The 12,547-nt window shown below is 72.7% G+C and carries 10 protein-coding genes, 1 tRNA gene and 1 pseudogene; 3 read left to right on the top strand and 9 right to left on the bottom strand.

Annotated features, from left to right (window positions below):
- Positions 1-169: 169 nt before the first annotated feature.
- Complete coding sequence (locus XF36_RS03230; RefSeq protein WP_060710832.1) at positions 170-1,618, top strand: short-chain fatty acyl-CoA regulator family protein; 1,449 nt, start codon at positions 170-172, stop codon at positions 1,616-1,618.
- Positions 1,619-1,789: 171 nt separating this feature from the next.
- Here XF36_RS03230 and XF36_RS35430 read toward each other — a convergent pair.
- From XF36_RS35430 to XF36_RS03200, 6 genes and pseudogenes are all read right to left on the bottom strand, one after another.
- Positions 1,790-2,461: pseudogene (locus XF36_RS35430) on the bottom strand (enoyl-CoA hydratase/isomerase family protein); the annotation flags it as partial.
- Positions 2,462-2,558: 97 nt separating this feature from the next.
- Positions 2,559-3,686 carry a bifunctional 2-methylcitrate synthase/citrate synthase gene (locus XF36_RS03220; RefSeq protein ID WP_060710830.1) on the bottom strand — a complete coding sequence of 376 codons (1,128 nt, stop codon included), beginning with the start codon at positions 3,684-3,686 and terminating at the stop codon, positions 2,559-2,561.
- Positions 3,683-4,591, bottom strand: coding sequence for a methylisocitrate lyase (gene prpB, locus XF36_RS03215; RefSeq protein ID WP_060710829.1), 909 nt, complete (start codon positions 4,589-4,591; stop codon positions 3,683-3,685). Before prpB ends, XF36_RS03220 begins: the two co-directional genes overlap by 4 nt.
- Entirely contained in the window at positions 4,591-6,102 is a 1,512-nt protein-coding gene (locus tag XF36_RS03210) for an MmgE/PrpD family protein (RefSeq protein WP_060710828.1), read from the bottom strand. Before XF36_RS03210 ends, prpB begins: the two co-directional genes overlap by 1 nt.
- A gap of 413 nt (positions 6,103-6,515) precedes the next feature.
- Positions 6,516-8,453: a tyrosine-type recombinase/integrase gene (locus tag XF36_RS35080; protein WP_064485364.1), complete on the bottom strand. Its 1,938-nt coding sequence runs from the start codon at positions 8,451-8,453 to the stop codon at positions 6,516-6,518.
- A gap of 91 nt (positions 8,454-8,544) precedes the next feature.
- A tRNA-Gly gene (locus XF36_RS03200) sits at positions 8,545-8,618 on the bottom strand.
- A 120-nt stretch (positions 8,619-8,738) separates the two neighbouring features.
- Here XF36_RS03200 and XF36_RS03195 point away from each other — a divergent pair.
- Positions 8,739-9,308 carry a sigma-70 family RNA polymerase sigma factor gene (locus tag XF36_RS03195; protein WP_064485363.1) on the top strand — a complete coding sequence of 190 codons (570 nt, stop codon included), beginning with the start codon at positions 8,739-8,741 and terminating at the stop codon, positions 9,306-9,308.
- 20 nt (positions 9,309-9,328) lie between these two features.
- The gene (locus XF36_RS33135) at positions 9,329-9,973 is read left to right on the top strand and encodes a zf-HC2 domain-containing protein (RefSeq protein WP_060714369.1); all 645 of its coding nucleotides are present in this window, start codon (positions 9,329-9,331) and stop codon (positions 9,971-9,973) included.
- Here XF36_RS33135 and XF36_RS03185 read toward each other — a convergent pair.
- The 3 genes from XF36_RS03185 to XF36_RS03175 form a co-directional block, all read right to left on the bottom strand.
- The gene (locus XF36_RS03185; protein WP_020627193.1) at positions 9,966-11,132 is read right to left on the bottom strand and encodes an FtsW/RodA/SpoVE family cell cycle protein; all 1,167 of its coding nucleotides are present in this window, start codon (positions 11,130-11,132) and stop codon (positions 9,966-9,968) included. The genes XF36_RS33135 and XF36_RS03185 overlap by 8 nt on opposite strands.
- A gap of 67 nt (positions 11,133-11,199) precedes the next feature.
- Positions 11,200-11,808, bottom strand: a complete 609-nt coding sequence (locus XF36_RS03180; protein ID WP_082375128.1) for a class F sortase — start codon at positions 11,806-11,808, stop codon at positions 11,200-11,202.
- Positions 11,795-12,496 carry a CHRD domain-containing protein gene (locus XF36_RS03175; protein WP_060710827.1) on the bottom strand — a complete coding sequence of 234 codons (702 nt, stop codon included), beginning with the start codon at positions 12,494-12,496 and terminating at the stop codon, positions 11,795-11,797. The genes XF36_RS03180 and XF36_RS03175 overlap by 14 nt, the downstream gene beginning before the upstream one ends.
- Between the last annotated feature and the right edge of the window lie 51 nt (positions 12,497-12,547).

Raw genomic sequence — 12,547 nt, 5'->3', positions numbered from 1 at the left:
CACGGTCTCCCGGCGGTGACCGGGGACCGTGGCGATCCCTCGAACGGGGTTCGACCAGCATCGGAGCTGCAACAGAGGTGAGGTGACGGTGGCCGCCTGCCAACTCCTGCGCATCTTCCGGCCGGATTCTGCGAATCTTGCGAAGGGTGGTCTCGGCTACAGTCCCGCCATGGCGACCTCCGGCATCCCGGGCACCCGGCTACGCGCGCTGCGCGAGACCCGCTCGATGACCCAGGCGGAGCTGGCCAGGGCCCTGGAGATCTCGCCCAGCTACCTGAACCAGATCGAGCACGGCTCCCGGCCCCTGACCGTGCCGGTGCTGCTGCGGATCACCGAGGTGTTCGGTGTCGACGCGGCGTTCTTCGCGGCCCGGCGCCCCGAGCGGCTGGTCGCCGAGCTGCACGAGGTGTTCGCCGAGACCACGTCGGCGGCCGGACCGGTCCCGGCGGGGCAGATCGAGCGGCTCGCCGGCGAGCTGCCCGCGGCCGCGGACGCGGTGCTGGAGCTGTACCGGCGGTGGCGCCGCGCGGACGAGCACCTGGCCGCCGCGTCGGACCAGACCCGGGACGGCCGTCCGGTCGGCAACGACGGCACCGACCGGGTCCGGTCGGCGTCGCCGCACGAGCAGGTCCGCGACTACTTCTACCGCCGTCGCAACCACGTGGCCGAGCTCGACGACGCGGCCGAGGCGCTGGCGTCGGAGATCGGGCTGCGCCGGGGCGAGGTGCGCCGCACCCTCGCCGAGCGCCTGCGGACGGTGCACGGTGTCGGCATCGCCGGGCTGGAGGACGACACGACCGGCTCCGGCGAGATGCACCGCTACGACCGGGTCGAACGGGTGCTGCGGCTGTCCCCCGCACTGCGCGCCGGCCAGCAGGCGTTCCGGATGGCGACCCAGCTCGCGCTGCTGGAACACGACGCGCTGATCGAGCGCTTGGCGGCCGAGGACCCGGCGGATGACGACACCCACACCCTGACCCGGATCGGCCTGGCCCGGTACTTCGCGGCGGCGCTGACGCTGCCCTACGGCGAGTTCCGGGCCACCGCCGAGCGGTTCCGCTACGACATCGAGCGCCTGTCCGACCACTTCGGACTCGGGTTCGAGACGATCGCGCACCGGCTGTCGACACTGCAGCGCCCGTCCGAGCCGGGGGTGCCGTTCTCCTTCGTCCGCGTCGACCGGGCCGGGAACATGTCAAAGCGCCAGTCCGCGACCGGGTTCCACTTCTCCCGCGGCGGCGGGACCTGTCCACTGTGGAACGTCTACCGCGCCTTCGCCTCCCCCGGCGAGATCGACGTACAGATCGCGGCCATGCCCGACGACTCCCGCTACCTGTGGGTCGCGCGCACGGTCACCGGCTCCCAGCGCCGATGGGGACGACCGGGCAAGACGTTCGCGATCGCACTCGGCTGCGAGATCCGCCATGCACACCGGTTGGTCTACTCCGACGGGCTCAACCTCGACACCCCTTCGGCCGCGACACCGATCGGCGCCGGCTGCCGGGTGTGCAGCCGGGCGCAGTGCCCGCAGCGGGCGTTCCCACGCCTGGACCACACGACGCTGATCCTGGAGGACCGCAGCACCTTCGTCCCCTACCCGGTCGCTCCGGGCGGCTGAGGGGCCCGGCGGGCCCCATCGACCGGGAGCCGGAGCACGAGCTGTCAGTGCCGGCCGTAGGCCGGCCGGGTCCGATCGAGGATGCTGCGCACTGCCTCGACGTGGTCGCGGGGTGCGGACCAGGTCGGCGAACCGTTCCGCCTGCACGGTCCGACCGCCGGCCGCGTCGAGCTGATGTGCCCGGTTGGTGGCGGCCTTCGTCGCCTCGACCGACAGCGGCGACCGCCCCGCGATCCGGTGCGCCCGTTCCAGGGCGGCGTCGACCACCGCGTCGGTCGGCACGACGGCGCTCACCAGGCCGGTCCGCAGGGCCGTAGCCGCGTCGCACCGGTCACCGGTGAGCAGCATGTCCTTGGCCGGGCCGAGCCCGAGCAGCCGCCAGGTGCTCATGATCAGGCCGACGTTGACCCCGGCAGCCACGAAGAAGCCGTCCTCGGCGGCGACCCGCAGGTCGCAGGCCAGGGCGAGTTCAAGCCCGGCGCCGACGGCGCCTCCGGCGACCGCGGCGACCACGGGGACGCGGAGCTCCTCGACCCGGTCGGTGAGCTCGACGATCTCGGTCAGGAAGGCCGCGGCGTCGCCGTCGTCGCGGGCGTGCTGCTCCTCGACGAGATGGCCACCGGCGCTGAAGTGACCGACGCCGGTGAGGACGGCGGCGCGGAACCGGGTGTCACGGTCCACCTCGTCGAGGGCGTGGCGCAGTGCCGCACGCACGGGACGGGACAGCGCGTTGGCGGGCGCGGCGTCCAGCGTGAGGACGGCGACGTGCTGCCCGTCGCGGCTCAGCCGGACGCCGGCGGTGCCGGACGGCCTGCCGGAGCTCGCCACCGCGGTCGCGGCCATGGATACCTCCGGATGTGGGCGGCCGGCCCGCCCGTGATCGACGGGCGGGCCGCCCGCGGGAGAACCGGCGGTCGGCCGGTGGGCGAGGCCGGAACGGTCAGCGTCCGGCCGGGACCTCACGGCGGGCCGAGCCCTCGTAGGCCGCGAGCGGCCGGATGAGGGAGTTCGCCGCGAGCTGCTCGGCGATGTGGGCCGTCCAACCGGTGATCCGCGCCATCACGAACAGCGGGGTGAACATCGGGATGTCGAAGCCCATGAGGTGGTAGAGCGGGCCCGCCGGATAGTCGAGGTTGGGGTGCAGCCCCTTCGCCCGGTGCATCGCCTCAGCCAGCGCAGTGTGGGTGGCCAGCAGCTCGTGGGCCCCGCGCAGCTCCACGATCCGTTCGAGTGCGGCCTGCAGGGTCGGGACCCGGGAGTCGCCGCGCTTGTAGACGCGGTGCCCGAAGCCCATGATCTTCTTCTTGTGCGCGAGCGCGTCGGCGAGCCACGCATCGGCGGCGTCGGGACCGTCGATCTCGGCGAGCATGTGCATGACGGCCTCGTTGGCCCCGCCGTGCAGCGGCCCCTTCAACGCACCGATCCCCGCGACGACGGCGCTGTAGAGGTCCGACAGGGTCGAGGTCACGACCCGGGCGGTGAAGGTCGAGGCGTTGAAGCTGTGCTCGGCGTAGAGGATCATCGAGACCTCGAACGCACGCACCACCTCGGGCTCGGGCACCGCGCCGAATGTCATGTGGAAGAAGTTCGCCGCGTAGCCCAGGTCCGGGTCGGGCGCGATCGGGTCGAGCCCCCGTCGGCGGCGCTGATCGATCGCCACGACGGTCGGCAGCGCGGCGAGCAGCCGCAGCGACTTCTGCGTGTCGGCGGCCGGGTCGTCCTCCTGGGCGTCCTCGGAGCCGAGCCAGCTCACGGCGGTGCGCAGGGTGTCCATCGGGTGGCAGGTGGTGGGCGTGCCGAGCAGCAGTGCCTGCAGGCTGCGGTCGATCGGGCGGAGCGCGCGTTCCTGTGCCTCCAGCCGGGCCAGGGCGTCGGCGGCGGGCAGCTCGCCGTGCCAGAGCAGGTGCGCGACCTGGAGGAAGCCGGAGTGCGCGCACAGGTCCTGCACCGGGTAACCGCGGTACAGCAGGGAGTTGGTGTCGGCGTCGACCTTGGAGATGGTCGTGGTGTCGGCGACCACTCCGGCCAGCCCCTTGTGGATCTGCGGGGGTGCGTCGGCCACGGTCATGAGGGGTCCTCCTCGTCGAGATAGCCGGCGAGCCCGGCGTCGAAGGCGCCGTACTCGTCGTAGTGCAGGAGTTCGTAGAGCCGGGCGCGGGTCTGCATCCGGTCGACCACTCCGGCCTGGGTGCCGGTGCGGCGGATCTCGGCGAGCCCGGCCTCCGCGGCACCCATGGCGAGCCGGAGCAGGGTCACCGGGTAGATGACGACGTTGACGCCGAGCTTCTCGAGGGTGTCCGCGGTCAGCAGGGGGCTCTTCCCGAACTCGGTCATGTTCGCCAGCAGCGGGACGTCGAGGGCGTCGCGGAACGCGGCGTACTCGTCCTCCCCGGTCAGCGCCTCCGCGAAGATCATGTCGGCGCCGGCGGCCACGTAGGCGCGGGCGCGGTCGATCGCGGCGTCCAGCCCGTCGACGGCGCGGGCGTCGGTCCGGGCGCACAGCACGAACGCGTCGTCGCGGCGCCCGCGCACCGCCGCCCGGATGCGGGTGCGCATGTCCTCGGTCGGCACCAGCGCCTTGCCTGCCAGGTGTCCGCAGCGCTTCGGGTCGACCTGGTCCTCCAGGTGGCACCCGGCCAGCCCGGCGTCCTCGAAGGTCTGGATCGTGCGGGCCACGTTCGCCGGACCGCCCCATCCGGTGTCGGCATCGACCAGGACGGGCAGGCCGGTCTGCCGGGCGATCGTCGCGGCGCGGGCCGCGACCTCGGTGGCGGTGGTGAGCCCGACGTCGGGCAGCCCCAGCTCCGCGGAGAGGACGGCGCCCGAGACGTACACGCCGTCGAATCCCTGCTCGGCGATCAGCATCGCCGACAGTGCGTTGAACGCGCCGGGGAACTGCAGCAGCCGGCCGCTCGCCAGCGCCTCGCGGAACGCCACCCTGCGCGCGTGGGGTGTGCTGGTCGCGCCGAGCATCAGAACACCCCGCGACCCGGTGCGGTCGCGAGCGACGCCGGGACCATCGTCAGCTCGCCCAGCTCGGCGGCGCTCAGCTCGGGCAGGCGCAGGGCGTGGTCGAGGAACCGGTCCTGTTCGACGCGGTCGACGACGTCGCGCGCCAGGTCGCGGAACTTGCCGACGTACTCGTCACGACCGAACGGGCGGGCGCCGAACGGATGCGCGTCGGCGACGGCGATCTCGTCGACCAGGATCGTGCCGTCGGTGAAGGTGACCTCGACCCGACCACCGAACGCCTTCTCCGCGGGGTCGTGGGAGTGGTAGCGGCGCGTCCACTCCGGGTCCTCGAGGGTGGAGATCGCGTGCCACAGCTGGACGAGCTCCGCGTCGGCCGCGCGGTGCGGCGGGTAAGAGCGCTCGTGGTGGAAGCCGCCGTCGAGCAGCGCGACGGCGACGATGTAGGGGATCGAGTGGTCCAGGGTCTCCCGCGACGCCGTCGGGTCGTACTTCTGCGGGTCCCCGGACCCGGACCCGATCACGTAGTGGGTGTGGTGGCTGGTGTGGATGACGATGCTGCGCACCCGCTCCGCGCCGCCCGCCTCCCGGATCCGGGGGCCGAGCCGGCGCGCGAGGTCGATCAGCGCCTGGCTCTGGTACTCCGCGGAGTGCTCCTTGGTGTAGGTCTGCAGGATCGCGCGGGGTGCCTCCCCGCGTTCCGGCAGCGGAACGGTGTACGCGGCGTCCGGGCCGTCGAGCAGCCAGGCGATGACACCGTCCTCGCCCTCGTAGATCGGCGACGGCGCGCCCTCGCCGAGCATCGCGCGGTCGGCGGCCTCGATCGCGACCTTCCCCGCGAACGCGGGGGCGAACGCCTTCCACGACGAGATCTCGCCCTTGCGCGACTGCCGGGTCGCGGTCGTCGTGTGCAGGGCCTGCTGCACGGCCTGGTAGGTGACCTCGGCCGGCAGGTCCAGCAGGGCACCGATCCCGGCGGCGACCGACGGACCGAGGTGCGCGACGTGGTCGATCTTGTGCTGGTGCAGGCAGATCCCGGTGACCAGCGCGACCTGGACCTCGTAGGCGACCGCGATCGCCCGGGTCAGCGCGGCGCCGTCCGCACCCGTGTGCTGGGCGACCGCGAGCAGCGGCGGGATGTTGTCGCCGGGATGGGAGTAGTCCGCCGCCAGGAACGTGTCGTGGAAGTCCAGCTCCCGCACCGCGACACCGTTGGCCCACGCCGCCCACTCCGGCGACACCCGCTCACGGGTGCCGAACACGACCGCCCCGGCCCGGTCCTGCGGGGCCGCGTGACGCAGCGCCTGCGCCCGTGCGGCCACGACCGGACGACGGTTCAACGACGCCGTCGCCACACCCGCGTTGTCGACCACCCGGTTCACGACCATGTCGGCCACCTCGGCCGGCGGCGGTACCTGGTCGGCGGCCACCTCGGCGATCTTCCAGGCCAGCTGGTCGGCGCGGGCGAGGTTCTCCTCGCTGCGGTACACGCGCACCTTGTGCTCGACGGTCATACGTTCTCCTCCATCATGAACAGGCACGACGTCGAGGCACGGCGACGGAATCCGCGGCCGGTTCTCCGGCCACGCATCCCTATGCATCCCTGCCTCGACCATTCGTCGCACTGGCACCGGTGGGGAGACTGCGGTTCCCCGTGTTCGATGCACATCGCCGTCACAACGGTGACGAGCACGCGAGACCACCCTGATCCGCTGGCCCGAGCGGGTCGGGCCGGAGTCCCGACCGGCCGCGCCTGGCGACGTTTCCGATACTCGCGCACGGACCGAGAGCAACTCCAGACTGCGATGGATGCAAATCTGTGCGCAGATCCGGCCCGTTCTTGTGAATGGTGCGAACCACCGATTCGCAGTCGGGTTCCACCCCGACCGCGATGCCGGTCAGCGCACCTGCCGTGGCCGTCCCGAACTCAGCCCGCCACCACCGGGTTCACGAGCCGGCCGATCCCGGTGATCTCGACCTCGACGAGGTCCCCGTCGGTCAGGAAGACCGGCGGGTCCCGGAACAGGCCGACGCCGCCCGGAGTGCCGGTGAGGATGACGTCCCCGGGAGCCAGCACGGTGAACGTGGTGATGTAGGGCCGACGAAGATCGAGTTCGTAGCGTCCGATCCACGCTTCGCCTTCGTCCGTTCCATCGGGGTCCTCGATTCGCGCGATTCCGAGGAGATGCCGGCGGAATCCGTCCGGGTCGTCGAGCGCGCCGCTGATGATCCGTGCGTGAGTATGCAGCCCGGCCGGCCCGCGCAGCGCCGCGAGCCACTTCACGTTCGCCGCCTCCTCGGCTGGCCGGGCCAGCGGGTGCGGAGCAGGCGCCTCCTGCACAGCCGAGTTTGCTGCAGTCGGCGCACTTGCGGTCAGAATCGGACGTCCGCGGACGGTCGCGACCGCACCTCGGTCCTTCAACAGGCGAACGGCGCGACGCGCCGTCGACAACGACACCCCTGCCTCGGACGCGATCTGCTCCGCGGGCGGAAGCGCATCTCCGACAGCGATTTCACCCCGAGCCGACTTCGCGACGATCGCGTCCGCCAGATGCTCGTACGGGTGCTCCGACACCCGGACGGCCCGCCGCTCATCCTCGGCCCGACTCGGCCTCTCCGGCATCCGCGCTCCGAGCCCGGTCGCCGCCCGCTGGTCCGCCTCCGACACCCACGCCGTGTAAGTCTTCAACGTCGTGGTCCCGCCGTCTCCGTGCCCGAGCCGCCCCGCGACCGTCCGCGGGTCGACCCCACCCACGATCAGCTCCGTCGCCGAGTAGTGCCGCAGCTTGTGAAACGTCGTCACGATCCCGAGCTTCTTCGCCATCCGGTCGTAGCCCTGAGTCACGCTGTCCGGCGTCGGGAACGTCGCGCCGTCGGCCGCGGTGCTGAACACGAACGCGTCCGGCGCCAGCTCGATCCCGAGCATCTCCGCGCGCTTCATGGCTCGGCCGCTCAGATCCGTGAGCACCGCGACCGTCTCGGCGTCGAGCGCGATCCGGCGCTGCTGGTGGGTCTTGAGGTCACCCTCGACCCAGCCGTCGTCACTCTTGCGAATCCCGCTCTGCAACCAGAGGGTCTCGCGGCCCTCCTCGAAGTTGAGCCACGTCCAGCGGACGGCGCACAACTCGCCCCGGCGGGCGCCGGTCGTCATCGCCGTCCAGATCAGGGCGCCCCAGTCCGGGTCGTCCCACGCCTTATTGAGGAGCTGCGCGGCCTGCTCGGCGCTCGGCGGCCGGGGGTTCGACTTCGGTGCCGGCGGCGGCTCGGCCTGGGCGAGCGGGTTCACCGCGACCCAGCGCCAGCGCACGGCGCGCTTGTAGGCACCGGAGAGGATGAAGTGGATGTGCCGGATCGTCGTCGCCGAGAGCGGCTTGCAGCGGTGCGGGCGGCACCGGTCGTCGCACTCGTGGTCCCGGCGGGTCCGGTGGTCGACGAGCCCGGACCCGGAGCAGTGGATCCGGCAGCGGCGCAGCTCGGCGTAGAAGGAGTCCAGGATCTCGGGGTCCAGGCGGCCGATGCTGATCCGCCCGAGCAGCGGAGAGATGTGGTTCTTCACGTGCCCGCGGTACATCTGCAGGGTGTTCGGCGCCCCGGCGAACTGGTCGAGGTGGCGCCGCACCAACTCGTCGACCGTGGCGTTGGTCCGCGGGTTGCGGCGCTCCTCGACCTGGGCGAGCAGCCGGGCCCGCACGGCCTCGGCCTCGCGCTGCGCCTTCTTCCCCGGCTGGACCAGCTCGGTGAGGTAGTGCCGGCGTCCGGACACCGGGTCGATCCCGGCGTAGACCCGGACGCGGATGGTGCCGCTCGGAAGCGTGGTGATGCTGCCCCGGGCGCGAGCCGTGCTCGCGGGCTGTCGACCTGCCATGCAGTCAACGCTAGGACCGACTCGCACCACGTTTGATGCACAAAGTCTGTCTCAAGATCACAGCTGATCAGCGTTTCCGCTGGTCAGATGGTGGAGCGGGCGACGGGAATCGAACCCGCGTAGCCAGTTTGGAAGACTGGGGCTCTACCATTGAGCTACGCCCGCATGCCCCGATCTCACCGAGCAGGACCTCCACAGCGTATCCCACACCGGCCCCGTGAACATCCCCGCCCCCGGGTACGTACACACCGGTCACAGGGACGTTCAGGAGGTTCGCAGACACCGATGAAGGCGCCCCACCGCAGGCTGCGCTCCGTCGACGCGCGGGTCGCAGAACCCGGGCTCGACACCGAGCAGGGGCTCCGGGCCGCGTACACGGCGCACGGAGCCGAGCTCTACCGCTACGCCCTGCGTCAGCTCGGCGACGAGGGCGCGGCCCAGGAGTCCGTGCAGGAGGTCTTCCTGCGCGCCTGGCGTCGTGCCGACTCCTACGACCCGTCGATCTCCAGCCTGCGGGTGTGGTTGTTCGCCATCGCCCGCAACGTGGTGATCGACGAGATCCGTAGGGTCGCTGCGCGGCCCTGGCGCCGCAGGCTCACCGACGAGCCCGACCCCGGGAACGACTCCGTCGGCCCCGCCGACGACGCGCTCGTCGACGGCTGGCTGGTCGAGGAGGCGTTGCGGCGGCTCCGTCCGGAGCACCGGCAGGCGATCGTCGAGGCGTACCTGCGGGGCCGTCCGCACGCCGAGATCGCGGCGGAGGCGGGGGTGCCCCTGGGGACGATCCGGAGCCGGGTCTTCTACGGGCTGAAGGCGTTGCGACTGGCGATGGACGAGATGGGGGTGGAACCGTGACTCCGGACGAGCACCGGGCGATGCGGGAGTCTCTGGGCGACCACGCGATGGGCCGGCTGGAGGGCGACGAGCTGGCGACCCTCGCGGCCCACCTGCAGGGCTGCCCGGCGTGCCGCGACGAGCTGGCCGAGGTCGCGAGTGTGCTGCCCGCGCTGGGCCGGGTCGATCCGGACCGGCTCGACCACACCCCCGCTCCCCCGGCGGACCTGGGTGACCGGATCGTCGCGGCGGCGCGGGCCGAGCGCCCGGCGTCCATCGCGGGCCGGTCACGGAGCCGGTGGGCACCGGCCGCCGCGGCGGCCGCGGCCGCGCTGATCGTCGGCGGCGTCGCCGGCTACCTGGTCGGCGACCACGACGGCATTCCGCGCGAGCCGGTCGCGGTCCAGGCGATGGACCCCGCGGTGCGGGCCACGGCGGTCGCGATCCCGCACACCTGGGGCGTCGAGATCGTGCTCGACGGCGACGGGTTCCGCTCCGGTGCGACCTACCGCGTCGTCGTCGAGGCCGAGGACGGGCGCGAGGTGAGCGCGGGCGAGTTCATCGGGACCGGCGCGTCGCCGATGGTCTGCAACCTCAACTCCTCGGTGCTGCGGGCCGACGCGGAGCAGTTCCGGGTCGTCGACGGCGCCGGGGCCACGGTGCTGCGCGGCAGCCTGGCTACCTGACCCGGCGGGCGGCGTTGGCGACCAGCCCGAGCAGGAACAGGGTGCTGACCAGCGCCGTCCCGCCCGCGGACACCAACGGCAGCTGCTGGCCGGTCACCGGGAGCAGACCGACGACGTAGCCGACGTTCATCACGGCCTGCACGACCACCCAGGTCACGGTCGCCGCCGTCACCAGCCGCAGGAACGGATCCCGGGTGCGGACGGCGACGCGCAGCCCGACCCAGGCGAGCAGCAGGTACAGCGCCAGCACGGCGAGCCCGCCGACCAGGCCGAGCTCCTCGCCGATGACGGCGAAGATGAAGTCGTTCGCGGCGTTGGGCAGGTAGTCCCACTTCGCGCGGCCCTGTCCGAGGCCGGTGCCGAACAGGCCGCCGTCGGCGAGGGACAGCAGCGCCTGACGGGACTGGTAGCCGGCGCCGAGCTCGTCGCCCGCGCCGAGGAACGTGCTGATCCGGTCGCGGCGGTAGTCGGCGGTGAGCCCCAGGACGGCGACGCCGAGCAGCGCCCCGACGGACATGCCGCCGAGCAGCAGCAGCGGCGCCCCGGCGAAGAACAGCAGCGACAGCACGATGACACCGAGCGCCACCGTCGTACTGAGCGCGGGTTGCAGCATGAGCAGCGCCGCGGCCAGCAGCGCGACCGGGACCAGTGGGAGGACGGCGTAGCGGCCCCGGCGCACGGCACGGCCGCGCAGGGCCAGCACGTGCGCGCCCCACAGCAGGAGCACGACCTTCGCCGCCTCACCCGGCTGCACGGTGAACCCGGCCACCGAGATCCACCGGCGGGCACCGCCGCGGACCTCACCGATGCCCGGGACCAGCACGAGCACCAGCGCGGCGAGGCAGGCGAACAGCAGCCACGGCGTCCACCGTCGCAGCCCGGCCGGTGACACCCACATCCCGAGCGCGAACGCGCCGGCCCCGAGCAGCAGGAAGATCAGGTGACGGACGAAGACCGTGAGCACCATCCCGTCCGCGACGGTCCGCCCGCCCGCCGACGCCGACAGCACCATCACGACGCCGACCGCGAGCAGCACGCCCGTCGCCCCGAGCAGCAGGTGCAGCGGCGGGACGCGGCGCAGCCGGGCGAGCCGCGACGCCCGGGGGCGTCCGGCTGCGGCGCCCGTCGGGCGCGGGTCGCGCTGTCGCGGCACCGTCACCCGATCAGTGTGGTCCCGGACCAGGTGTCCGGAGTGGAACCGGACGTCTCGGCGCGTCGGGCAACGGTCACAGCGCGCGGGCGTGCACGACCATGTTGTCGAGGTAGCTGAGTGCCCCCCGGTCGAAGTCACCCGCACAGGTGACCAGGCGCAGCTGGTCCGGTGACGTACCGCCGAACACGGCGAAGGTCGGGAACGCGTCCTTGGGCATCTGCTCGGTCCGCTCGACGGCGTACCGGTCGACGGAGCCGTCGTCGCGGCCGACCTCGATCACGTCGCCCGGGGCGAGGTCAGCCAGGTCGATGAACACCGCGGGCCCGTCACGTGAGTCGACGTGCCCGAGCAGGACGGTCGGGGCGGGCGCGGTGCCGCGGTCGAACCAGCCGACGCGGTCGTAGTCCTGCGGCACCTCGGCGGTGCCGTCGTCGGCGATGCCGAGCCGGAGCAGCTGCGACTCGTCCACCCCGATCGCCGGGATGTGCAGCGAGACGGGCACACCGGCGGCTGCCGGGACGGCGCCGGACAGCGGGCTGGCGGGCGGCGCGGCAGACACGGGAACGGCAGGAGCGGGGGCGGGCGGTGCCGCACACTCCACGAGCAGGAACACCAGCGCGACGGCGCCCGGGAGCAGCAGGGCTCCCGGGCGCCGGTCACGCGTGTGGTCAGCCCTGCGCACGGCCCCGGCGGGCCATCAGCACGCCCGCACCGGCCGCGGCGGCCAGCCCGGCGGCACCGACCGCGTAGAGCGCGGTCGAGTCGGAGGAGGACCCACCGGCGCCGGTCTCGACGCCGCCCATCGGAACGGCGGCGAGCTGGCCGCGCACCGTGCCGGCCGCGAAGTCGGCGGTGTGGGTGTCACCGGTGAAGCCGGCCGGGTTCGCCTCGATCTGCTTCAGCGAGAAGCCGGTGGCGGTGTCCTGGCCGTTCGGGCCCTCGAGCCCGGTGGTGAACGGGCCCTGCAGGCAGCCCGACGAGGTGCGGACGTCGCCGTCGCCCTCGGGGTTCGGGAACGCCAGACGCGGCGGGCCGGGCTTGCCGAGCGCCGCCTCGTGGATGTGCGTCGCGGTCTTGGCCGGGCTCTGGTACTCGCCGGTGACGCCCCGCAGGGTGATGTCGTAGCAGATGATCTCGTCGTCGGAGTTGATCCGGAAGTTGAACTCGCCGGTCGCACCGGGCTGACCGGGGACGGCCTGCCCGTCGTTGTTGACGATGGTGTCCGGGGTGGCGCTCACGGTGTACATGCTCGTGAACGTCGACGGCTCCCCGGCCTCGGTCTCCTGGGCGAACGCGATCCCCGCGGTCGCGGCGAAGCCGAGTGCGGTGGCGGCGGTGACGGCGGCGAGACGGGGCAGGGTGCGGCGCATCCCGGTGTCCTTTCTGACGGGTTCATCCTTGATTGCCTGTCTCTACGACCA

The sequence above is a fragment of the Pseudonocardia sp. HH130629-09 genome, from assembly GCF_001294645.1.
GTDB lineage: Bacteria > Actinomycetota > Actinomycetes > Mycobacteriales > Pseudonocardiaceae > Pseudonocardia.
Note: the sequence above shows the minus strand (reverse complement) of the source record. Positions and strands in the feature narration are given on the sequence as shown.